Here is a 21,959-nt window from a genome sequence, read left to right as displayed (position 1 = left end):
GAGTGGGCGTCGCCACCTACCTCGTCGCCGCGACCCCGCCGCGACTCGCGGTCGGCGGCATCACGATCGCCATCCCCGTGCTCGCGGTCGAGCAGGGTGTCGGCGTCGCGGTCGGCGGCCTCCTGGCATCCGCCGCCCTCGGCCCGAGCATCGTCGCGGCCCCGATCGCCGGCGCGATGCTCGACCGGAGCCGCCGCCCGGGTGCGCTCGTCGCCGGCGCGGGCCTCGTGATCGCGGCCGCGTACGCGTTCGCCGCCTTCCTCGGCCCGGTTCCGGCGTGGGCCGTCGCGATCGCGCTCGTCGCCGCGGGCACCGTCACCCCGTTCGTCTTCGGCGGCCTGTCGAGCTTCGTCACCGAGGGCATCCCCGACGAGCGGCGCGCGTACGCGATCGACGCGCTCGCCTACAACCTCGGCGCGGTCGCCGGACCTGCCGTGGTCGCCGCGGCCGCTGCCCTCGGGTCGGCGCGCATCGCGACGATCGTCATGGCGGCGAGCGCGCTCGCGGGCGCGATCGGCACGATCCCGCTGCGGCTGCGCCCGGCCGCGGCATCCGCCCACGACCGACCGTCGTTCCTCGGGACGATCGCCGCCGGATTCCGGCACATCGCCACGCACCGCCCCCTGGCCGTGATCACCTGGAGCGGCACGCTCAGCCAGTTCGGGTCGGGCGGGCTCGCGATCGCCGCGGTCGCGCTCTCGGTCGCCCGCAGCGGCGACGCGGGCGAGGGCGCGATCATCGTCACGTCGTTCGCGGTCGGCGGGCTGGTCGGCGCGCTGTGGAACTCGCGCCGCCCGCCGCGTCGCTCACCGGAGTGGGTCATGGGGTGGGGCTTCGCCGCGACCGGCCTCTGCACGGTCGTCGCCGCGTTCGACCTCGGCCCGGCGTGGGCGATCGCCGCGATCGGCGCCTCGGGCCTCTTCACCGCGCCGAGCGCGGCAGCCATGCTCCTCATCCGCAAGCAGCAGAGCCCGCCCGCCCTGCGGTCGCAGGTGTTCACGGTCGGCGCGGGCCTCCGCGCGGCCGCCGCCGCAGCGGGCGCGGCCGTGGCCGGACTGGCGGCAGGGGTCGGCGCCGAGGCGCTCATCGTCGCGATCGGCGTCGTCTGGGTCGCGTCGGGCGCGATGCTGCTCGCCTACCCGAGGGGCGCGCCCGCGATCGACGGCAGCTGATCGCCCGCCTACCGCGGCACGTTCGTGAAGATCACGTCCTCGTACTCGAACGACGGTGCCGTCTGCATCGTGAGCGAATCGGGATCGGCGACCGACCACGCCTCGTTCCACGTGATCGACGAGCCCGGCAGGATCGCCGTGGTCGGCGGGATGCCGACCTGACCCCCCTCGGCGCCGACGTCGAAGATCCGGGACGCCTCCGTGCCGCCCGACGAGAGCTGCGAGAACACGACCGGCTGCACGTTCTCGCCCGAGTCGTTCTGGATCGTGAGCGTGAAGACGAGGTTCACGGCCTGGTCGTCGCCCGCCGAGATGTCGGACGGCGTGAACGGCTCGGGCCCCGAGACCGTCATCGAGACGCCGTTGCTCCACACCATGGTCTGGCCGAACTCGAGCACCTGGCCCTCGCCGGCCTCCTCGCCGGGCTCCTCGCTCGCGGGTCCGGTGGGCTCGCCGAACTCCTCCTCGAGCTGGCGGTCGATCTCGTCCTGGATCACTCCCGAGTCGACGATCTGCCCGAACACGCCGAGCGCGGCGACCGCGAACACGATCGTCCCGATGATCCCGCCGACGACCGAGAGGATCAGGCCCGTGATGGCCGGCCACTTCCGGCCCTTGAGGAACAGGGCGATGATGGCGAGCACGAACGCGATCGGCAGGAGGATGAGCCCCACGACCTGCACGAAGGGGATGCACGCGAAGACGAACCCGATCGCCGCGATCACGAGTGCGACGATGCCGAGGACGTTGGGTCCGCCGGGCTCGGGCGGCACGCCGGGGGCACCGGGGGCACCGCCGTAGGCCGCGTAGCCCGGGTGGTCCGCCGGCGGAGCGCCACCTGCTGCGGCGGGACCGCTCGTCGGCAGGCCCGCGAACGGCGTCGTCTCCGCATACGGCGAGGAGCCGGGCGACGAGTCCGCCCCGAGTGCCGCGCTGTCGTAGGGCCGCGTCGCATCCTGTGCACCCGGCAGCGGCGCCGTGTGCTCGGTCCACTGCGTCCCGTCCCAGTACCGCTGCTGTCCGCGCCCGTCGTCGTACCAGCCCGGAGGCGCGCTCGTCGGATCGCTCATGGTCGCGATGATCCCAGCACCCCGGGGCATCCGCTCGGGTACTAAGCCCCACGAGCCCTCGCGACGGCCCGAGGGACGAGCGGATGCCGCGGGCGGCGCCTCAGACGCCCAGGTCGAGGTCCGCGATGCGCACCGGCGCGCCGGTCTCGAGCGACCGGTTCCCGGCGATGCCGACCGAGACCGCACGCACGCCGTCGGCGTAGCCGGCGACGCGACAGAGGGGCGCGTCATCCGTCACCCGGTCGAAGAGGTGCTGCAGCAGGTAGGCGTCGCCGCCGCCGTGGCTCCCGACGCCCTCCGGGATCGGCACCACCTCGGCGCCCTCCCAGTGCCGCTGCAGCACCAGCCGCTCGCTGTCGGGTCGGACCTCGTCGACGGCCGAGTGGTCGGGGTGCATGCTCGGGTCGACGACGACGCGGCCGTCCTCCCCGATGAGGACGGCGCCGCGCTCGACGACCTCCAGCTCGGCGCGCCCCTCGGTGCCGTTGACCGTGACGCGGTACCCCTCCCACGGGGCGTGCGCGTTCAGCGAGTAGCTGAGCGTCGCGCCGGAGTCGTAGTCGACGAGCGCGGCCAGGTTGTCCTCGATCGTGATGCCCGGGTCGAACACGTCGCGATCGCGGAGGTAGCCGTCGTGGTGCTCCTGGTCGAGGTAGAGCTCCTTCAGGCGCGCGTCGGCGGCGAGGTCGAGCGCGAACGGCCCGCCCGCCGGGCCGGCGCCGGTGCCCCGTGCCGGTCGGCTGCCGAGCCCCCGCGCTGCGGCGTTCTCGGCGCCGTAGAACCGCAGGCCGCCGCTCGCGAACACGCGCACCGGCTCGGCGCCGATCCACCAGTTGACGAGGTCGAAGTGGTGCGAGGCCTTGTGGATGAACAGGCCGCCGGAGTTGGCCTTGTCGCGGTGCCAGCGGCGGAAGTAGTCGGCGCCGTGCACGGTGTCGAGCGCCCACTCGAAGTGCACGCTCGTGACCGTCCCGATGCGGCCCTCGGCGATCACGCGCCGCAGCGTGGAGTTGCGCGGGCTGTAGCGGTAGTTGAACGTCGTGATGACCTCGCGGCCGGTCTCGGCGATCGCGGCCCCGATGCGTCGCACGCTCGCCGCGTCGATCGTCAGGGGCTTCTCGACGACGACGTCGGCGCCGGCGCGCAGCGCGCGCACGATGTAGTCGGCGTGCGTGAAGTCCGGCGTCGTGATGACGACCCGGTCGAGCCGCTCGTCGGCGATCATCCGCTCGAGGTCGCCCACGGCCCAGCGGGCGGGTGACGGATGCCCCGCGGCGACCACCTCGCGCTCGTAGACGTCGAGGCGGCCCGGGTTCACGTCGGACCACGCGACGAGTTCGGCGACGTCGGGCACGCGCTCGGCGCCGAGCACGGTGCCGCTCATCGCGCCGATGTACATGCCGGCACGGCTGCCCGCGCCGATGAGTCCGTACCGTTCCCGCTGCGCCATCGCTGCTCCGCTCGCTGGTCGTGCCTTCCGCCAGAACGATTCGGGAAAGCGCTATCTCACTACGGTAGCATTGCGTCATCCGGGCGCCCCGCGGCCGCGACGCCGCAGCATCCGTCGCCCCCGGCGATACCATTGGGCGCCTGCCAGAGCCTCGCGAGAGTGGCTCACGGATACGGAGGACGCATGACCGACGACGCCGTCGAGACCCGGCGCACCGCCCCCGCGACGCTGCACGACGTCGCCCGCGAGGCCGGCGTGTCCCTGGCCACCGCATCCCGATCGCTGAACGGCAGCACGCGCAAGGTCAACGAGGAGTACCGCCAGCGCGTGCTCGCGGCCGCCGCGAAGCTCGACTACTCCCCCAACCTGTCCGCGCAGGCGGTCGCCCGCGGCACCACGACGACCGTCGCGCTCCTGGTCGCCGACATCGCCGACCCCTACTTCTCGCAGATGGCGGCGGGCGTCGTCCGCGAGGCCGACCGCGAGCGGCTCATCGTCACCATGGCCGCGACCGAGCGCGACACGGAGCGCGAGCTCGACCTCGTCCGCACGCTCCGCGGCCAGCGGCCGCGCGTCATGATCCTCGCCGCGTCGCGTCGCGAGGGCGACCCCAACAACGACGCCCTCGAAGCCGAGCTGCGCGCGTTCGAGTCCAACGGCGGACGCGTCGCATTCGTGAGCAGCGCGACCGGGGCGTTCCGCGCCGTGCAGCTCGACAACCGCGCCGGCGCCGAGGCCCTCGCGCGCGAGCTCATCGGCCTCGGCTACCGGCGCTTCGCCGCGGTCACCGGCGCCGAGGGCATCCGCACCGCCGACGAGCGCCTCGCCGGCTTCCGCGCCGGCCTCGAGGCGGGCGGCGGCACGTTCGATCGCATCGTCCGCGCCGCCTTCACGCGCGACGGCGGCTACGAGGGCATGGCGCAGCTCATCGAGCAGGGCCTCGACGGCATCGAGCTCGTCTTCGCCGGAAACGACGTCATGGCCGTCGGCGCGATGTCGGCCATCCGCGACGCCGGCCTGACCCCGGGCACGGATGTCGCGGTCGCCGGCTTCGACGACATCCCCACCGTGCGCGACGTCACCCCGCCCCTCACGACCGTCCGGATCCCGCTCGAGGAGGTCGGCCGCCGCGCGCTCCGACTCGCGCTCGACGAGGTCGGCGCGGTCGACGACAGCCCGGTGCACACCGAGGTCGTGCTGCGCGAGTCGACGCCGCGCCGCCGCTGACGCGGCATCCCCCCACCCTGACCGCCGGACCCGGGGCCCCTGACTCAGGACCCGCGCGCCCGTCGGGAGGAAGTTCCCGGCCGCGCTCGGCGTGTCGCCGACGACACGCCGTGGCATCGACCGGAACCTCCTCCCGTCGGCCGATCGGCACGCCCGGGTGTTGCGCGAGCGCGCCACGGTGTCCTACACTCGGGTAAACGCTTTCCCGCAGCGGCGCGGCGGCCGGCACCAGGTCCCGGCCCGTCTCCCGCTCCCGGCACCGAAGAGGAACCACCGTGGCAGACGAGACCACCCCGCAGACCATCGGCATCATCATGAACGGCGTTTCCGGCCGCATGGGGTACCGCCAGCACCTCGTGCGCTCGATCCTCGCGATCCGCGAGCAGGGCGGCGTGCTCCTCGCCGACGGCGAGACCCGCGTCCAGGTCGAGCCGATCCTGGTCGGCCGCAGCGAGAAGAAGCTCGCCGAACTCGCCGCGAAGCACGGCATCGAGCACTTCACGACCGACCTCGACGAGGCCCTCGCCGACGACCGCTGGCAGGTGTACGCGGACTTCCTCGTGACCAAGGCCCGCGCGAAGGCGATCACCAAGGCGATCGCAGCGGGCAAGGCGATCTACACCGAGAAGCCGACCGCCGAGAGCTACGCCGAGGCGCTCGAGCTCGCCCGCCTCGCCCAGGACGCCGGCGTCAAGAACGGCGTCGTGCACGACAAGCTCTACCTCCCGGGCCTGCAGAAGCTCAAGCGCCTCGTCGACTCGGGGTTCTTCGGCAAGATCCTCAGCGTCCGGGGCGAATTCGGCTACTGGGTCTTCGAGGGCGACTGGCACCCGTCGCAGCGCCCGAGCTGGAACTACCGCGCCGAGGACGGCGGCGGCATCATCGTCGACATGTTCCCGCACTGGAACTACGTGCTCGAGAACACCTTCGGCCGCGTCGAGTCCGTCTACGCGAAGGCGGTCACCGAGATCGCCGAGCGCGTCGACGAGAAGGGCGAGCGGTACACCGCGACGGCGGATGACGCCGCGTACGCGATCTTCGAACTCGAGGGCGGCGTGACCGCGCAGCTCAACTCCAGCTGGACCACGCGCGTCAACCGCGACGAGCTCGTCGAGTTCCAGGTCGACGGCACGCTCGGCTCGGCCGTGGTCGGCCTGTTCGGCTGCAAGATCCAGCCGCGCAACGCGACCCCGAAGCCCGTGTGGAACCCCGACCTCGCCGACGAGCACGACTACGCGCAGGACTGGATCGAGGTGCCCACCACCGAGGAGTTCGAGAACGGCTTCAAGACCCAGTGGGAGGACTTCATCCGCCACGTGGTCGAGGACGCCCCGAACGCGTACGACTTCCTCGCGGGCGCCCGCGGCATGCTCCTCGCCGAGCTCGGCCTCGAGTCGTCGAGGACGGGCCGTCGCATCGACGTCCCCGAGGTCGCGCTCGACGGCGGCGTCGAGCCGGCGGACGCCGCGGCATCCGGCACCGACGAGACGAGCGAGCTGACGGGGGCGCACTGACCATGACCACGCTCACGCTGCTGGGGGCGGATGGCGCGACCCGCGCCGTCCCGCTCGCGCCACCGCCGGCGTTCGCGAAGCCGCGGAAGCCGCTCGCATCGCGCGTCGCGTACGCCGCCGCGCACGTCGTGCCGAAGGCGCACGCCGACAACACGCCGGGTCGGCCGGCGGAGATCGACTGGGATGCGACCCTCGCCTTCCGCCACCACGTCTGGTCGTGGGGCCTCGGCGTCGCCGACGCCATGGACACCGCTCAGCGCAACATGGGGCTCGACGCCGCCGCGACCCGCGAGCTCATCTCGCGCAGCGCCGCCGAGGCGGCGTCGGTGGGCGGCGGCGTCGTCGTGGGCGTGAACACCGACCACCTCGACGACGAGGTCGTCTCCCTCGAGCAGGTCATCGACGCCTACGCGGAGCAGCTCCACCACGCCGAGGACGCCGGCGCCGGCGCCGTGCTCATGGCGAGCCGCCATCTCGCGCGCGTCGCGCAGAACGCCGACGACTACCGACGCGTCTACCGCGAGGTGCTCTCCAAGGCGGGTGCACCGGTCGTGCTGCACTGGCTCGGCACCGCGTTCGACCCGGCGCTCGAGGGCTACTTCGGGTCGACCGACACGGAGGTCGCGGCCGGCACGCTGCTCCAGGTGATCGAGGCGAACCGCGACCGGGTCCGGGGCGTGAAGATGAGCCTCCTCGACGCCGACGCCGAGATCGCCGTGCGTCGCCGCCTCCCGGCGAGCGCGCGGATGTTCACGGGTGACGACTTCCACTACGTCGGGCTCATCGAGGGCGACGACGAGGGCCACTCCGACGCCTTGCTCGGCGCGTTCGCGGCCCTGGCGCCGAACGCGTCGGCCGCGATCCAGGCGCTCGACCGCGACGACGTCGACGAGTACCGACGCATCCTCGGCCCGACCGAGGAGCTCTCGCGCCAGGTCTTCGCCGCACCGACGTACTACTACAAGACCGGTGTCGCGTTCCTGTCGTGGCTCAACGGCCACCAGTCCGCGTTCCAGATGGTCTGCGGCCTGCACGCCGCGCGCAGCCTCCCGCACCTCTCGCGCATCGTCGAGCTCGCGAACGGCTCCGGCGCCCTCGAGCGCCCCGAGCTCGCGGCCGCACGCTGGCACGAGCTGCTCACGATCAACGGCGTCGACACGACGGTGACGGATGCCGCGTCGGCGACTCCCGCGGACGCCGCCGTCGAGGCACCGTCCTCCGAGGCGGTCCCCGCATGAGCGCGCACCCCCGGCTGTCGCTGAACCAGGCCACCATCAAGCACGCGTCGCTCCAGGAGGCGCTCGACGTGACCGCCGCCGGCGGGTACCAGGCGATCGGCCTGTGGCGCGAGCCCGTCGCCGAGGTCGGCCTCGCCGAGGCATCCGCTCGCCTGGCCGACTCGGGGCTGCGCTTCACGAGCCTCTGCCGCGGCGGCTTCTTCACCATGCCCGAGGGCGCCGAGCGGCGCGCGTCGATCGACGACAACCGCCGCGCGATCGAGGAGACCGCGACGCTCGCCGGCGCGGGCGCGCCGGGCTCGACGGCCGTGCTCGTGCTCGTCACGGGCGGCCTGCCCGAGGGGTCGGACGACCTGATCGGCGCGCGGGCCCGCGTGGCCGACGCCCTGGCGGAACTGGTTCCGGATGCCGCGGCCGCGGGAGTGCAGCTCTCGATCGAGCCGCTCCACCCGATGTACGCCTCCGACCGTGCGGTGGTGTCGACGCTGAAGCAGGCGCTCGACCTCGCCGCGCCGTTCGCCCCGGAGACCGTCGGCGTCGAGGTCGACACGTTCCACGTCTGGTGGGACCCGGAGGTGCTCGACCAGGTCGCGCGCGCCGGGCTCGAGGGCCGTATCGCGAGCTACCAGGTGTGCGACTGGAAGACCCCGCTGCCCGCCGACGTGCTGCTGGCCCGCCACTACCCCGGCGACGGCGTCATCGACTTCGCGGCCTTCACGAGGGCCGTCGAGGCGACCGGGTACGACCGCGACATCGAGGTCGAGCTCTTCAACGCCGACATCTGGGCGACACCGTACGCCGACGTCGTCGCACGCACCGCGGCCGCCTTCGACCGGGCGGTCGCACCGCACCTCGCGACGGCGCCCGCCGAGGTGCCGTCCCGCTAGGGCCACGACCGCCCCCGAGTATCCACGGAGTGTCGCCTGCCCGGAAGGGATGCGACACTTCGTGGAGCCTCGCGTATCAGACTGCAGTTGAGAGAGCCATGACGCAGACCGCCCGCATCACCGCCCACCCCTCGTTCGTCGTCGGCGAGATCGATCGCCGCATCTTCGGCTCGTTCGTCGAGCACCTCGGCCGCGCGGTCTACACCGGAGTCTTCGAGCCGGGGCACCCGACGTCCGACGCCGACGGCTTCCGCGGGGACGTCATCGACCTCACCCGCGAGCTCGGGACCAGCCTCGTGCGCTACCCGGGCGGCAACTTCGTCTCGAACTACTTCTGGGAGGACGGCGTCGGCCCCGTCGAGGAGCGCCCGACCCGCATCGACCTGGCGTGGCGCACGATCGAGCCGAACCTGTTCGGCACCGACGAGTTCATGCGCTGGGCGCGCAGGGCCGACGTCGAGCCGATGATGGCGGTGAACCTGGGCACGAGGGGGGCGGATGCCGCGGCGAACCTCGTCGAGTACTGCAACGTGCCCGGCGGCACCTCGTGGAGCGACCGCCGCCGTGCGAACGGCGCCGAGGAGCCCTACGCCGTGAAGCTCTGGTGCCTCGGCAACGAGATGGACGGTCCGTGGCAGATCGGGCACAAGACCGCCGAGGACTACGGCAAGCTCGCGAGCCAGGCCGCGCAGGCCATGCGGCGGGTCGACCCGTCGATCGAGTTCGTGGTGTGCGGGTCGTCGTCCCGCGAGATGCCGACGTTCGGCGAGTGGGAGCGCGTGGTCCTCGAGCACACGTTCGACGACGTCGACTACATCTCGGTGCACGCGTACTACCAGGAGCAGGGCGGCGACCGGGCGTCCTTCCTCGGCTCCGCGGCATCCTTCGAGGCCTTCATGCACGAGGTCGTCGCGACGGCCGATGCGGTGGCCGCACGCCGCCACTCGACCAAGCGTCTGAAGCTGTCGGTCGACGAGTGGAACGTCTGGTACATCTCGGAGTTCCCGGGCGAGGACAACCTCGCCCTCCTCGAGGAGCCGCGGCTCATCGAGGACGTGTACTCGGGCCTCGACGCGGTCGTCGCGGGCGACCTGCTCGCGACGCTGGTCCGCAACGCCGATCGCGTGGCGGTGGCGTGCCTGGCGCAGCTCGTGAACGTGATCGCACCGATGCTCACCGAGCCGGGCGGCGCCGCGTGGAAGCAGACCACGTTCCATCCGATCGCGCTCACCGCCGCGCACGCGCGCGGCGTGACGCTCGACGCCCGCGTCGAGGGGCCTGCGCTCGCGACCGACAAGCACGGCGAGGTCGCCGGCGTCTCCGCCACCCTGACGTGGGACGCGGAGGCGGGCTCGCTCGTCGCGATCCTCGTGAACCGCACCGCCGAGCCGGTCGACGCGGCGGTCCGGCACCTCGGGTTCGCCGACGCGGCCCTCGTCGAGGCATGCGTCGTCGTCGCCGACGACAACGTGCGAGGGGCGTCGTCGACGGATGCCGCGGCCGACCTCGCCGCACGCGGCGCGGCCGCCGCACCGCGCCCGCTCGGGGGCGTCTCGACCGCAGGCGATACGACGACCGTGCCGCTTCCGCCGGAGTCGTGGGCCCTGGTGCGCCTCGCGGCCCGACTCGCGTAGGCGAGAGCCGCCGAGCCGCCCGTCCCTCCCCGGCGTCGTCGTTCGGGTCGAAGGAGTCCTCGCGCGACACGCCGGCCGCCCGGTCCGACACGCCGTCCGCGCCGGCGGATCTCCTTCGATTCACGCGCCCGTCGCCTGACCGCGGCGGGCGCTACGCCGACTGCACCCGGTGCAGCTCGGCGTATCGCCCGCCGCGGGCGACGAGCTCGTCGTGCGACCCGACCTCGACGACACGGCCCCGCTCGAGCACGACGATCCGGTCGGCCGAGCGGATGGTCGACAGCCGATGCGCGACGACGAGCGTGGTCCGGCCGCCCATGAGCCGCCCGAGCGCGTCGCGCACCTTCGCCTCGGAGGCCGGGTCGAGCGCGCTCGTCGCCTCGTCGAGCAGCAGCACGCGCGGATCGCGCACGAGCGCCCTGGCGATCGACAGGCGCTGTCGCTGGCCGCCCGACAGCCGTGCACCGCGTTCGCCGACGACGGTGTCCCACCCGTCGGGCTGCGCCTCGACGATCTCGAGGGCGTTCGCGTCGCGCAGCGCCGTGAGCACGCGCTCGTCGGAGACCTCGCCGAGGCCGTAGACGATGTTGTCGCGGATGGTGCCCTCGAAGAGCACCGACTCCTGCGGGACGACCGACACGAAGCGGCGGAAGGTGCGGAGGTCGAGCTCCTCCATGTCGACGCCGTCGAGCAGCACGCGCCCGCGCGTGGGTCGGAGGAATCCCAGCACGAGGTTCAGCAGCGTCGACTTGCCGGACCCCGACGAGCCGACGAACGCGACGGTCTCGCCCGGGCGGATCTCGAGGTCGACGCCGTCGAGCGCGGGAGGCTCGCCGAACTCGTACCGCACCTCGGCCCCGTCGAGGCGGATGCCGCCGACCACGTGCTCCACGGCCCGCTTGCCCTCGTTGAATTCGAGGTCGGGCTCCTGCAGCACCTCGGCGATCGATCGGATCGACTCCGTGCCGCGGGCGACGATCGGGAGCAGCATGAGCAGCCCGGTCGCCGCGGAGGTGAGCAGCGCGAAGTACGAGCTCAGCAGCACCACCTGCCCCGCCGTGATCGGCAGCCATCCGGCGATCGAGATCCAGGCGGCGAGCACGAGGCATCCGACCCCCAGCAGTTGCAGGGTCACCCATGACAGCGAGGCGAAGCGCCCGTTCAGCAGGTCGAGGCGGAGGCCGGCGGATCGCACGCCCTCGGCACCGATCGCGACCCGGTCGACCGCGACGTGCTCGAGCCCGTGGGCCCGGGTGATGGGCAGCAGCGTCGCCATCTCGCCGACGCGTGCGGAGAACTGCTCGACCTCGAGCCGGAACCGCTCGTTGCGCACGCGGCTGCGTCGGTTCAGGATGGCGCGGAGCAGCACGGCCAGCGGGATCGCGAGCGCGTAGACCGGCAGGAACTGCGGGACGTTGACCGCGGTCATCACGATGGCGCCGAGGAGCACCATGGTCGCCGAGAGCAACGGGTGCGCGGTCTGCTGCAGCATGACCTCGATGTTCTCGACGTCGCGCACGACCTTGGTCTGTACGATCGCCGAATTCGAGCGCGTGTGGAAGCCGATCGACAGGGCCTGGAGCCGGGCGGCGAGCGCGTTGCGGAGATCCCGGCCGACGTCGCGCACGGCGCCCATGAAGAGCTTCGTGTACATCACGTGGTTCGGGTAGTTCTGCAGGAGCGCGATGATCGCGATGCCCGCCCACAGGGCGAGCTCGCGCAGCGGCCCACCGGCGACGACCACGTCGATGATCTGCGCGGTGACCGCGGGCATGAGCCACAGCGGCGTGTCCTTGAGGGCGAAGAAGAAGACGGATGCCGCGACCCGGCGCCGGTGCATGCCGAGCAGACGCAGCACGGAGCGTCCCGGTCGTCGACCGTCGATGGCGTGCTCGATTCGGGAAAGCGCTTGCCCATGCATTCGTCCATTCTGGCGTCGATCGTCGTCCGCCGCCATGCCGCGCGTCCGCTGGGAGCGCTCTCTCCCATGATCGGAGGGAGTTACGGAAGCGTTACCAACATTTGTTGGGGACTCCAGCGTTAAGGAGGAACATGGCCCATGCCACCGCCGACGATGACGGTGGCACCCGGAGGGGTCGACCTCACCTTGCAAGGGGAGAGACATGAGAACGACATCCTTGGTCTCCGCCGTCGCGGTCGCAGGCGCCTCAGCGCTGCTCCTGGCGGCCTGTTCGAGCGGCGATTCCGGTGGCGGCGGTTCCGACGGCGGCGACGCTGCGGCGGCCCGCGCCTGCGTCATCCTGCCCGACGCCGCATCATCGCCGCGGTGGGAGAACTTCGACCGGAAGTACCTCGAGGAGGGCCTGTCGGAGGCCGGCTTCGAGACCGACATCCAGAACGCCCAGGGCGACACGAGCATGTACGCCACGATCGCGGACCAGCAGCTCAGCAAGGGCTGCGGCGTGATGATCCTCGTCGACTACAACGGCGCGGGCGCGGCGGTGGCCGAGCAGGCGTCGGCCGAGGGCATCCCGGTGATCGCGTACGACCGCTCGATCGAGGGCGCCGACTACTACGTGTCGTTCGACAACGTCGAGGTCGGCCGGCTCGAGGGCCAGTCGATCCTCAACGGACTCGCGGACGCGGGCAAGGACCCGGCCGAGGCGATCGTCGTGTACATGGGCGGAGACCCGTCGGACAACAACGCCGCGATGTTCAAGGAAGGCGCGGTCGAGGTGATGGAGGCCGAGGGCATCACGCCGGCCGCCGAGCCGCCGGGCGTGTGGGACGGCGACAAGTCGGCGACCAACTTCGAGCAGGCGCTGACCTCGCTCGACGGCAAGGTCGACGCCGTGTGGGTCGCGAACGACACCAACGCCGCCGGCGTGATCACGATCCTCGACAAGAACAACCTCGTCGTGCCGGTGTCCGGTCAGGACGCGTCGATCGCGGGCCTGCAGAACGTGCTGCTCGGCAAGCAGACCGCGACGGTGTACAAGCCGGTCGCGCTCGAGGCCGAGGCCGCGGTCGAGCTCGCGGTGCAGCTGCTGAACGGCGAGACCCCGGCCGAGCCGGACCTGGTGGACCCGTACGGCACGCCCTACATCGCGGTCACCCCGGAGCTCGTCGGACCCGAGGAGGTCATCACCGTCGTCGAGGCCGGCGACGCCGACCCGGCCGAGCTCTGCCAGGGCGAGGTCGAGGCCAAGTGCGCCGAGTACGGCATCGAGTGATCACGGGTCGCGCCGGGCACTAGCCCGTCGCACCACGGAGGCCCGGGTCGCGGCACGTCGCCGCGACCCGGGCCCCGATTCCCCTTCCCGGCGAACCGCCGCACGTGCCACGCTGGGAGCGACGACGACGATGTCGGAAGGAACGCCATGGACGCGCCACTCATCGAACTCAGCGGGATCATGAAGAGCTTCGGCCCGGTCAGCGTGCTGAAGGGGGTCGACCTCAGGGCCTATCCGGGCAAGGTCACCGCGCTGGTCGGCGACAACGGGGCCGGCAAGTCGACCCTGATCAAGGGGCTCGCCGGTGTGCAGCCCTACGACGGCGGCGTCGTCAAGTTCGACGGCAAGCCCGTCGCACTCCATTCGCCGCGCGAGGCCGCGCGCCTGGGCATCGAGGTCGTCTACCAGGACCTCGCGCTCTGCGACAACCTCGACATCGTGCAGAACATGTTCCTCGGCCGGGAGGAGACCGAGTTCGGCACGTTCGACGAGGGCCGCATGGAGAAGGACGCCTCCGACACGCTCCGCTCGCTGTCGGTGCGCACCGTGAAGTCGGTGCGGCAGAAGGTGTCGAGCCTCTCCGGCGGGCAGCGGCAGACGGTGGCCATCGCCCGCGCGGTGCTGAAGAACGCGCGCCTCGTGATCCTCGACGAGCCGACGGCCGCGCTCGGCGTCGCGCAGACCGAGCAGGTGCTGCACCTGGTCAGTCGCCTCGCCGAGCAGGGCGTGGCCGTCATCCTGATCAGCCACAACCTCGCCGACGTGTTCGAGGTCGCCGACCACATCGACGTCCTCTACCTCGGCCAGATGGTCGCGCACCTCGATGCGAGCGAGACCACGCGCGACGACGTCGTGGGCTACATCACCGGTGCGAAGGTCCAGCAGGAGGCGACGGCATGAGCACGCAGAAGACCCCGTCGACGACCGGTCCGGCACCGGACACGAGCGTCCACGACGTCGAGCTCATCGGCAGCGGCCAGGAGGGCACGATCGGCGATCAGGCACGGGCGTACGTCCAACGCCTGCAGCACGGCGACATGGGCGCCCTGCCCGCGGTGGCCGGGCTGGTCGTGCTCACGATCCTGTTCAGCTTCCTGAGCCCGTTCTTCCTCACGGAACGCAACTTCGCCAATCTCCTGACCCAGGCGGCGACGCTCGTCATGCTCGGGATGGCGCTCGTGTTCGTGCTCCTGCTCGGCGAGATCGACCTGTCGGCGGGCGTGACCAGCGGCATGACGATGGCCCTGTTCATCGTGCTCGTCAACGTGCACGCGGTGCCGTGGATCCTGGCGCTCGTCATCGCGTTCGCGGCCGGCATCCTCACCGGTACGTTCATCGGCTTCTTCGTGGCGCGAGTCGGGATCCCGTCGTTCGTCGTCACACTGGGCCTGTTCCTCGGGTACCAGGGCCTGACCCTGCTGATCATCGGGTCGGGCGGTCTCTACCGGGTGCAGATCCCCGAGATCCGCGACATCCAGAACTCGAACATGCCCGTGTGGGCCGGCTGGGCGATGCTCGGCGTCATCCTGCTGATCTCGGCGGGCATGTCGTTCTGGGACCGCGCCCGCCGCACCCGCGCCGGGGTGCCCAACCGCACCATCTCGCTCGTCTGGATCAAGCTCGGCGTGATCGCGGTGATCGGCGGCGCCGCCGTCGCGGTGCTCAGCCGCAATCGCGGGCAGTCGGTCGGCGTCGTCGAGGGCGTGCCCATCGTCGTGCCCATCGTGCTCGTGATCCTCTGGATCGGCACGTTCGTGCTCGACCGCACCCGGTTCGGGCGCTACCTGTACGCGATCGGCGGCAACGCCGAGGCGGCACGCCGCTCTGGCGTCAAGGTCATGCTGATCAGGTGGACGGCGTTCATCGTCTGCTCGACGCTCGCCGTCGTCTCTGGGCTGTTCTCGATCAGCAAGGTGGGCTCGGTCGATGCCGCGGCCGGTCGCGAGATCGTGCTCTCCGGTGTCGCCGCGGCCGTCGTGGGCGGCGTGAGCCTCTTCGGCGGCCGCGGACGCCTGCTCCACGCCGCGATCGGCGCACTCGTGATCGCGGTCATCACCAACGGCCTCGGGCTGCTGAACCTCGGAGCCGGCGTCAACCTCATGGTCACCGGCGGGGTCCTCATCCTCGCCGCCACCGTCGACGCCGTGTCGCGAGTCCGCTCCGGCGGGAGCCTCATGAGAACCTGACGACGGACTCCGGGGGGTCGGCCCCCTCAGCTCCGGCCGAGCGAGCCTCGGTAGGCTGGATCGGTGTCGTTCGAACCCCGCTCCATCCCGGTCGATCCCGATGCCCAGGCGGCGCTCTCGTCGAAGGGACTCGACTACCGCCTGATCGACCCCTCCGACCTCGCGTCGCTCGACGGCTGGATCGACGCCGATCACCGCGGGTTCCACCACGCCCGCCCGCGCGAGGTGACGCGCGACTACGAGCGGCGGGTCATGGGCGAGCGCCGTCTGCACGGCGTCTTCGACTCCGGCGTCCCCGACCCGATCGTTCCGGTCGCCACGGTCTCGAGCTGGCCGACCGGTCTCAGCGTGCCCGGGGGGCGGAGCGTCGACGGCTGGGCGGTGAGCTCGGTCACGGTCTCCCCCACGCACCGGCGTCGCGGGATCGCCCGCGCGATGATGGAGGCCGAGCTGCGCGCTGCGAAGCAGGCCGGCGCGGCCGTGGCGATGCTCACCGCCACCGAGGCGACCATCTACGGCCGCTACGGCTATGCTCCGGCCGCACGAGCCGCCACCATCGAGATCGATCGGCGTCGTGCGCGATGGATCGGGCCGAGCGCACCGGGACGCGTGCACTTCGTCGAGCCGGCATCGCTGCGGGAGACGGCTGCGGCGATCTCGCGCCGTGCCGTCGCGCGGACCCCCGGCGAGATCGACCGGTGGTCCGGGATCCTCGACCGGATGCTCGGTCTCGTCGATCCGGAGTCCGACTCGTCGCGCGCGCTGCGCGCCATCCGCTACGACGACGAGCACGGCCAGCCCCAGGGCTTCGCCGCCTTCCGGGTGACCCGCGAACCGAACGAGCCCGGCTGGGCCGAGTTCGACGTGCTCGCCGCGGCGACCGACGACGCCGAGCGCGCGCTCTGGCGGGTGCTCGTCGAACAGGACTTCGTCACCGGCGTCCGCGGCCGACTGCGCTCGGTCGACGAGCCGATCGAGTGGCTCCTCGAGGACCCGCGCGCGGTGCGGGTCACCGAGGAGTCCGATCACCTCTGGGTGCGCATCGTCGACGCGGCCGCGGCGCTCGGCGCCCGCCGCTACGGTGCCGCGGGCGAGCTCGTGCTCGACATCGCGGACCCGCTCGGCTACGCCGCGGGCCGCTACACGCTGCTCGCCTCGGCCGACGGCCGCGCGGTCGTGCACGTCCCCCGCTCGGACGGGTCGACGGATGGCGCCGGCGCCTCGGGCACGTCCGCCGCGCCGAAGCGCGAGCGCTCCCGCGCCCGGGCCGCGGGCGCCGAGGCCTCGGGTTCCCGTTCCGCCGCTCGCGCCGCGGAGCCGAGATCGCTGAAGCTCGACGTGCGCGACCTCGCCTCGATCTACCTCGGCGGCGTGCGTCCCTCGGTCCTCGCGCGCGCCGGCCGGATCACGGCTTCCTCGAACGGCGCGCTCGATCTCGCCGACCGCATGTTCGCCTCGACGCGGGCACCGCACCTCAGCATCTGGTTCTGACCGTTCACGCGGCGTCCTGCCGCGGGAAGATCACCTTCTCCACGATGATGATCAGCGACGCGGCGACCGGGATCGCGACGAGCGCGCCGAGCACACCGCCCAGCGTGCCGCCGGCGACCGCCGCGATCACGACGAGCGCGCCCGGCACCGCGACCGCACGGCTCATGATCCGCGGACTGAGCACGTACGCCTCGAGCTGCATGTAGACGAGGTAGTAGATCGCCGCGGCCAGGCCCGTCGCGGGCGAGGCCGCGAGGCAGATCAGCGAGATGATGATCGCGCCGGTGAGCGTTCCGACGAGCGGCACCAGCGAGCCGAGGAACGCGAGGAAGGCGAGCAGGATCGGCGCGGGCGCGCCGATGATCGTGAGGAAGACGAGGCTGAGCACCGCATTCACCGAGGCGAGGCTGATCTGCCCGATGACGTAGCGACCGACCGACCCGGTGATCTCCTGCGAGACGTCGACGAACCCGTTGCGCGACGACGCCGGGACGAAGCGCGACGCGTAGCGCTTCATGGCGTCGAGCGAGGCGAGGAAGTACAGGGTGAGGATCAGCACGATCGTCGCGCCCGTGAATCCCCCGGCGATGCCGGCGCCGACCGCGAGGATGCCGCCCGTGAGCGCCCCGATGTTGGCCGGGTCGGCGAACCAGTCGCCGATGGCGGCGATCGAGTCCGAGAGCCAGGTGGTGCTGCCGGTGATCGAGCCGATCCAGGCGACGAGGTCGCTGTCCTGGAAGTCCGCGACGATCTGCTCCCAGTTGGTGACGACCTCGGTGATCTGCGTGACGACGATCGGCACGATGGTGGCGATCAGGCCGATGAAGATGCCGATGACGAACGCGAACACGATGAGGATCGCGACCCACCGCGGCATCCCCCGGCGCTGGAGCCAGCTCACGATGGGGTCGAGGCCGAGCGCCAGGAAGAGCGCGAGCGCGATGTAGAGGATGACGGTGCTGAGCTGGCCGACGATGCCGCCGACGAACAGGGCCAGCAGGACGCCGATCGCGCCGACGAAGCCGATCCGGAAGGCCCGGACGCGCACTTCCGGCGCGCTCGGATCCTGATCGGCCGTCACCTCCGCCTGCACGGTCGGCTCGGGATTGCGGATGGCACCGGCCACGCGTCTCCACATGGCTGCGACGCTACGCCCGGGACCCGCGCGGGCGCGGTCGGCACGCCGCGACGCGGCGCGCCGAGAGCCCCCCTGCCGCCGCCCGCGGCATCGCCCTGCGGATCGGAGAGATCGCCACCCCGGCTACCCGATCAGTCCGGTGCCCGCCGCGATGCCGACGGCGATCGCGATGCCGACGCCGAGCACGCCGAGCACCATGCCGACCATGCCCGCGTGCCGGCGCCGCCGGTCGGCGCCGTCGTCCGCATTCCCGCTCGCACGGGCCCAGACGGGGACGCGCCCCTTCCGCACCTGCGTCTGGAGGATCATGAGGCGGATGAGGTCGCGCATGGTGCTCGCGACGTCGTGCGCGTTCGGGCGCACGGCAGGATCGTCCGCGGTCATCGCGCCGAGGATCGAGCGCCACTCGGCGCTGAGGTCCTCGGGGATGGCGGGCGGGCGGTGCAGCCGTGCGAGCGCGGCCTCGATGGGCGTGCCCGTGTACTCGCGTTCGCCCTTGAGCGCCTCGAGCAGCACGAGTCCGAGCGAGTAGATGTCGGTGGCCGCGGTGACCTCCTCGCCCCGCGCCTGCTCGGGCGAGATGTAGGCGGCGGTGCCCATGATGGTGCCGTGACCGGTGAGCCTCGTCCCGTCGACGAACTGCGCGACGCCGAAGTCGGCGAGTCGGGTCATCAACGTGTACCCGAAGGTGGGGACCTCGCTGATGAGGATGTTCTCGGGCTTGATGTCGCGGTGGATCACGCCGCGTCCGTGGACGTAGCTGAGGACGTCGGCGACCTGCGCGCCGATGTCGGCGACCTGGCGCGGCTTGATCGGCCCCTCGGCGATGCGGTGCGCGAGCGAGAGCCCGTCGATGAGCTCCATCACGAGGTACCGACGCTCGATGCCCGCGTGCATGAGGCGCCCGGCGTCGTGGACGGGCACGAGCCCCACGTGGGTCAAGCCGCTCAGGAGGTTGATCTCGCGCTCGCGTCGCTGCTGGTCGGCGACCGTCTCCTCGGTCTCGCGGAAGAGCTTGACGGCGACGTGGCGGCCGAGTTCGTTGTCGCGCGCACGGTAGACGTCGGCCATGCCGCCGGAACCGATGTGCTCGAGGAACTCGTACCGCGGCGCGGAGTCGGCGGAAGGCTCGGGCTCCTGCGGTGCCGGCGCGTCGTATCCGGGGGCCGGAGCCGGCCTCGGGGTCACGGACGGCACGACGGGCATCGCGCCCGGGTCGGTGCGGAGGCTCGGGTCGCCGTACGCTGCCTGCCCCGGATCGGTGCGAGTCGCGGGATCGGTGCGACGGGTCGGGTCGGTGCGGACGCCGACGCCGGGCATGCCGGCCGGACCCGGGCCCGGCGGCGAGGCGGGGCCGTCGATGGGTGCAGACCCGTGCATTCGCGGCCTCTTCTCCTCGGCCGTGCGGCCGCTTCATGTGTTGTGGCGATTTTCGCTAGTTTATCTAACTAGCATCTCGCCGGACAACTCCTTCTGAGAAGTATCAGCGACGGGGTCTCGCGCAACAATTCCGGCTGGGAGGCTTGACAAGGCGGAGAAACGTCGTCGTCTTCGACGGGTCAGGATCCGGTGGCGCTCCTGGCGGCATCGATCGCGGTCACCTGCGCCGCAGGGGCCTCGTCGCCGGCCGCGTCCTGAACGCTGTCCACCGCATCGCGCATGGAGTCGAGGAACTCGAGGACGACGACCGCTTCGTCCTTGCCGAGGCCCTCTGCGACGTCGATCATCCGCCGGTGCATCTCGCCGAGCGTCGCCCGGACCTCGTCGTCGCTCGCGATCGTGGGCGCGATGACGAGCGCACGCCGATCCGTGGGATGCGGCCTCCGCTCGACGTGCCCGCTGCGCACCAGGCGATCGATGAGGACGGTCGTCGATGCGGACGAGATCCCCAGGTGGGCGGCCAGGTCCTTGGGGCTCACCGATCGCCCCTCGCCCTCGCGCTTCAGCAGGTAGCGGATGGCGAGCAGGTCGGTCTCGCCCATCCGCATCGCCGATCGCGTGCGGCGACGCATCGCCGCCTCGGCCGCGCGATAGTCGCGCAGCGCGTTCAGGACCGCGACCCCTCGTCGGGTGCGATCGGCGGAATACCAGTACCCCGATGATCGCTTGTCAGACATCCAGCTGATACTACATGACCTTGATACTAGATTCTCTAGCGAAGGTCCCGAGCGACCATCCGTCCCCGTCACCGCACGATCGTCAGAACGAGTGCAGGTACACCCAGGGCAGGCGGTCCATCATCAGCCGATGGCGAGGACCGTCGGCGTCCGGCCCATCGTCGGGCACGGCCCGATGCGCGCGGTCGTCGGTGTGGAAGTGCTCGTCCTCCTGCCAGTAGAGCGTCGTCCGGTCGTCGTCGAACCGCCCGACGTACGCGCGCAGTTCGTGCGCGTCGAGCATCGCGATCGCCGTGTCCACGTCGGGCGCGGTCCGGAGCTCGTGCAGCGTGACCCAGGTCGGCGGGAAGAGCGTCATCGCTCCGTCGGCGTGGTGCTCGAGCGCCTCGGTCGGCGTGAGCCACTCCGCCTGGACCAGTTCGTCGGCCGCCAGCCTGATCTCGGGCGAAGGCACCGGCGCACGCGCCGCGAAGAACCGCGTGCGCATCCGCTTCGGCACCCCCTTCGGCGGGCTCCAGAGCGCGAACTCGACGAGATCCTCGGCGACGAGCTCCAGGCCGACCTCCTCGAGGGTCTCCCGCACGGCGGCCCGCCTCGCCGCCGACGCGGAGTCGATCGGATCGCCCGCGGCATCCGACTCGTCGACCGCACCCCCGGGGAACACCCATGCCCCGGCGAACGATCCGCGGTGCGTCCGCTCCCCGAGGAGCACCTCGACCCCGCGCGCGCCCTGGCGCAGGATCACCACGGTCGCGGCCGACCCGACGGTCGGTTCGCCATCGGAATCCACCTCGACGTGCATGCCGAACAGGATACGCGGGTGGCTACACTTCGGACATGGCCGAGACCGCCGAAGCTCCCCCGCTCCCCGACGGCGTCACCCTCGTCCGCGCACCCAATCCGGGGCCGATGACGCTCGACGGCACGAACTCGTGGGTCCTCCGCGCCGAGGGCGCGGCGGGCTCCGTCGTCGTCGACCCGGGGCCGGCGGATGCCGAGCACCTCGCCCGCCTCGCCGGGGGCGGCGTCGCACTGGTGCTCATCACGCATCGCCATCCCGACCACACCGAGGCGGTCGACGCGTTCGCCGAGCTCACCGGAGCACCCGTGCGCGCGATCGACCCGGCCTGGTGCCGCGGTGCGGACCCCCTGGCCGACGGCGAGGTCATCGTCGCGGGCGGATTCCGACTCGAGATCCTGGCCACGCCCGGCCACACCTCCGACTCGATGTGCATCGTCCTCCGGGGCGAGGGCGGCGAACCCCTCGGCGTCCTCACGGGCGACACGGTGCTCGGGCGCGGCACCACGATCATCGCCCATCCCGACGGCGCGCTGGGCCCGTACCTCGACGCGCTCGACCGGCTGCTGACGATCGGCATCGCCGCCGCCACCACGTCGGGTCCCGTCGTGGTGCTGCCCGGTCACGGGCCGGCGCTCCCCGACCTCGCCGCGATCTGCGACGCCTACCTCGCGCACCGCGCCGAACGACTCGACCAGGTGCGCGCCGCACTCGCGCGTCTCGGTGACGCCGCGAGCGCCGAAGCCGTCACCGACGCGGTGTACGCCGATGTCGACCCCGCCGTGCGCGGCGCCGCCGAGGCATCCGTCAGGGCGCAGCTCGACTACCTTCGCGGCGCCTGA

The 21,959-nt window shown here is 72.0% G+C and carries 18 protein-coding genes; 11 read left to right on the top strand and 7 right to left on the bottom strand.

Translation table 11 applies throughout. From position 1 onward, the window contains the following. Positions 1–2 precede the first annotated feature (2 nt). Positions 3–1,172, top strand: coding sequence for an MFS transporter (locus tag GJR97_RS00665; RefSeq protein WP_154344630.1), 1,170 nt, complete (start codon positions 3–5; stop codon positions 1,170–1,172). An 8-nt stretch (positions 1,173–1,180) separates the two neighbouring features. Here GJR97_RS00665 and GJR97_RS00660 read toward each other — a convergent pair whose 3' ends face one another. Together GJR97_RS00660 and GJR97_RS00655 are read right to left on the bottom strand one after the other, a co-directional pair. Continuing rightward, complete coding sequence (locus GJR97_RS00660; RefSeq protein ID WP_195760569.1) at positions 1,181–2,242, bottom strand: DUF2510 domain-containing protein; 1,062 nt, start codon at positions 2,240–2,242, stop codon at positions 1,181–1,183. 100 nt (positions 2,243–2,342) lie between these two features. Further along, positions 2,343–3,692 carry a Gfo/Idh/MocA family protein gene (locus GJR97_RS00655; RefSeq protein ID WP_154344628.1) on the bottom strand — a complete coding sequence of 450 codons (1,350 nt, stop codon included), beginning with the start codon at positions 3,690–3,692 and terminating at the stop codon, positions 2,343–2,345. A 183-nt stretch (positions 3,693–3,875) separates the two neighbouring features. Between GJR97_RS00655 and GJR97_RS00650 the strand changes: the two genes are divergently transcribed. The 5 genes from GJR97_RS00650 (at position 3,876) to arfA (ending at position 10,192) form a co-directional block, all read left to right on the top strand. Continuing rightward, positions 3,876–4,919 (top strand): LacI family DNA-binding transcriptional regulator, encoded by a 1,044-nt coding sequence (locus GJR97_RS00650; RefSeq protein WP_154344627.1) that lies wholly within the window; start codon positions 3,876–3,878, stop codon positions 4,917–4,919. Between the two features lie 314 nt (positions 4,920–5,233). Next, entirely contained in the window at positions 5,234–6,433 is a 1,200-nt protein-coding gene (locus GJR97_RS00645) for a Gfo/Idh/MocA family protein (protein WP_154344664.1), read from the top strand. A gap of 2 nt (positions 6,434–6,435) precedes the next feature. Next, a complete protein-coding gene (locus GJR97_RS00640; RefSeq protein WP_154344626.1) occupies positions 6,436–7,671 on the top strand; it encodes a DUF993 family protein in 1,236 nt (411 codons plus the stop codon). After that, a complete protein-coding gene (locus GJR97_RS00635) occupies positions 7,668–8,558 on the top strand; it encodes a sugar phosphate isomerase/epimerase family protein (protein WP_154344625.1) in 891 nt (296 codons plus the stop codon). The genes GJR97_RS00640 and GJR97_RS00635 overlap by 4 nt, the downstream gene beginning before the upstream one ends. A 98-nt stretch (positions 8,559–8,656) precedes the next feature. Then, a complete protein-coding gene (gene arfA / locus GJR97_RS00630; protein WP_154344624.1) occupies positions 8,657–10,192 on the top strand; it encodes an arabinosylfuranosidase ArfA in 1,536 nt (511 codons plus the stop codon). A 151-nt stretch (positions 10,193–10,343) separates the two neighbouring features. On the opposite strand, the gene GJR97_RS00625 is transcribed toward arfA, so the two are convergent. Beyond that, positions 10,344–12,113: an ABC transporter ATP-binding protein gene (locus GJR97_RS00625; RefSeq protein ID WP_154344623.1), complete on the bottom strand. Its 1,770-nt coding sequence runs from the start codon at positions 12,111–12,113 to the stop codon at positions 10,344–10,346. Positions 12,114–12,315: 202 nt separating this feature from the next. Here GJR97_RS00625 and GJR97_RS00620 point away from each other — a divergent pair, with 202 nt between their 5' ends. The 4 genes from GJR97_RS00620 (at position 12,316) to GJR97_RS00605 (ending at position 17,063) form a co-directional block, all read left to right on the top strand. Then, a complete protein-coding gene (locus GJR97_RS00620) occupies positions 12,316–13,386 on the top strand; it encodes a sugar ABC transporter substrate-binding protein (protein ID WP_154344622.1) in 1,071 nt (356 codons plus the stop codon). Between the two features lie 147 nt (positions 13,387–13,533). Beyond that, positions 13,534–14,286, top strand: a complete 753-nt coding sequence (locus GJR97_RS00615) for an ATP-binding cassette domain-containing protein (RefSeq protein WP_129234677.1) — start codon at positions 13,534–13,536, stop codon at positions 14,284–14,286. Continuing rightward, positions 14,283–15,572, top strand: a complete 1,290-nt coding sequence (locus GJR97_RS00610) for a sugar ABC transporter permease (protein WP_154344621.1) — start codon at positions 14,283–14,285, stop codon at positions 15,570–15,572. The genes GJR97_RS00615 and GJR97_RS00610 overlap by 4 nt, the downstream gene beginning before the upstream one ends. Positions 15,573–15,635: 63 nt before the next feature. After that, complete coding sequence (locus GJR97_RS00605) at positions 15,636–17,063, top strand: GNAT family N-acetyltransferase (protein ID WP_154344620.1); 1,428 nt, start codon at positions 15,636–15,638, stop codon at positions 17,061–17,063. A 4-nt stretch (positions 17,064–17,067) separates the two neighbouring features. On the opposite strand, the gene GJR97_RS00600 is transcribed toward GJR97_RS00605, so the two are convergent. The 4 genes from GJR97_RS00600 to GJR97_RS00585 all read right to left on the bottom strand — a co-directional run bounded on the left by GJR97_RS00600 (position 17,068) and on the right by GJR97_RS00585 (position 21,120). Continuing rightward, the gene (locus GJR97_RS00600; protein ID WP_154344619.1) at positions 17,068–18,201 is read right to left on the bottom strand and encodes an AI-2E family transporter; all 1,134 of its coding nucleotides are present in this window, start codon (positions 18,199–18,201) and stop codon (positions 17,068–17,070) included. 123 nt (positions 18,202–18,324) lie between these two features. Continuing rightward, positions 18,325–19,581 carry a serine/threonine-protein kinase gene (locus tag GJR97_RS00595; protein WP_154344618.1) on the bottom strand — a complete coding sequence of 419 codons (1,257 nt, stop codon included), beginning with the start codon at positions 19,579–19,581 and terminating at the stop codon, positions 18,325–18,327. Between the two features lie 179 nt (positions 19,582–19,760). Further along, positions 19,761–20,318, bottom strand: a complete 558-nt coding sequence (locus GJR97_RS00590) for a MarR family winged helix-turn-helix transcriptional regulator (protein ID WP_154344617.1) — start codon at positions 20,316–20,318, stop codon at positions 19,761–19,763. Between the two features lie 82 nt (positions 20,319–20,400). Continuing rightward, complete coding sequence (locus tag GJR97_RS00585; RefSeq protein ID WP_154344616.1) at positions 20,401–21,120, bottom strand: NUDIX hydrolase; 720 nt, start codon at positions 21,118–21,120, stop codon at positions 20,401–20,403. 35 nt (positions 21,121–21,155) lie between these two features. On the opposite strand from GJR97_RS00585, the gene GJR97_RS00580 reads away from it, so the two are divergent. Further along, positions 21,156–21,959, top strand: coding sequence for an MBL fold metallo-hydrolase (locus GJR97_RS00580; protein ID WP_154344615.1), 804 nt, complete (start codon positions 21,156–21,158; stop codon positions 21,957–21,959).

This window comes from Agromyces kandeliae (assembly GCF_009674665.1).
In the GTDB taxonomy this organism is placed as follows: domain Bacteria; phylum Actinomycetota; class Actinomycetes; order Actinomycetales; family Microbacteriaceae; genus Agromyces; species Agromyces kandeliae.
Note: the sequence above shows the minus strand (reverse complement) of the source record. Positions and strands in the feature narration are given on the sequence as shown.

Bases quoted from the DNA above. Each gene is read 5' to 3' on its own strand.
- GJR97_RS00660 (WP_195760569.1), bottom strand. From the start codon at position 2,242: ATGAGCGATCCGACGAGCGCGCCTCCGGGCTGGTACGACGACGGGCGC.
- GJR97_RS00655 (WP_154344628.1), bottom strand. From the start codon at position 3,692: ATGGCGCAGCGGGAACGGTACGGACTCATCGGCGCGGGCAGCCGTGCC.
- GJR97_RS00650 (WP_154344627.1), top strand. From the start codon at position 3,876: ATGACCGACGACGCCGTCGAGACCCGGCGCACCGCCCCCGCGACGCTG.
- GJR97_RS00645 (WP_154344664.1), top strand. From the start codon at position 5,234: ATGAACGGCGTTTCCGGCCGCATGGGGTACCGCCAGCACCTCGTGCGC.
- GJR97_RS00640 (WP_154344626.1), top strand. From the start codon at position 6,436: ATGACCACGCTCACGCTGCTGGGGGCGGATGGCGCGACCCGCGCCGTC.
- GJR97_RS00635 (WP_154344625.1), top strand. From the start codon at position 7,668: ATGAGCGCGCACCCCCGGCTGTCGCTGAACCAGGCCACCATCAAGCAC.
- arfA (WP_154344624.1), top strand. From the start codon at position 8,657: ATGACGCAGACCGCCCGCATCACCGCCCACCCCTCGTTCGTCGTCGGC.
- GJR97_RS00625 (WP_154344623.1), bottom strand. From the start codon at position 12,113: ATGCATGGGCAAGCGCTTTCCCGAATCGAGCACGCCATCGACGGTCGA.
- GJR97_RS00620 (WP_154344622.1), top strand. From the start codon at position 12,316: ATGAGAACGACATCCTTGGTCTCCGCCGTCGCGGTCGCAGGCGCCTCA.
- GJR97_RS00615 (WP_129234677.1), top strand. From the start codon at position 13,534: ATGGACGCGCCACTCATCGAACTCAGCGGGATCATGAAGAGCTTCGGC.
- GJR97_RS00610 (WP_154344621.1), top strand. From the start codon at position 14,283: ATGAGCACGCAGAAGACCCCGTCGACGACCGGTCCGGCACCGGACACG.
- GJR97_RS00600 (WP_154344619.1), bottom strand. From the start codon at position 18,201: ATGTGGAGACGCGTGGCCGGTGCCATCCGCAATCCCGAGCCGACCGTG.
- GJR97_RS00595 (WP_154344618.1), bottom strand. From the start codon at position 19,581: ATGCACGGGTCTGCACCCATCGACGGCCCCGCCTCGCCGCCGGGCCCG.
- GJR97_RS00590 (WP_154344617.1), bottom strand. From the start codon at position 20,318: ATGTCTGACAAGCGATCATCGGGGTACTGGTATTCCGCCGATCGCACC.
- GJR97_RS00585 (WP_154344616.1), bottom strand. From the start codon at position 21,120: ATGCACGTCGAGGTGGATTCCGATGGCGAACCGACCGTCGGGTCGGCC.
- GJR97_RS00580 (WP_154344615.1), top strand. From the start codon at position 21,156: ATGGCCGAGACCGCCGAAGCTCCCCCGCTCCCCGACGGCGTCACCCTC.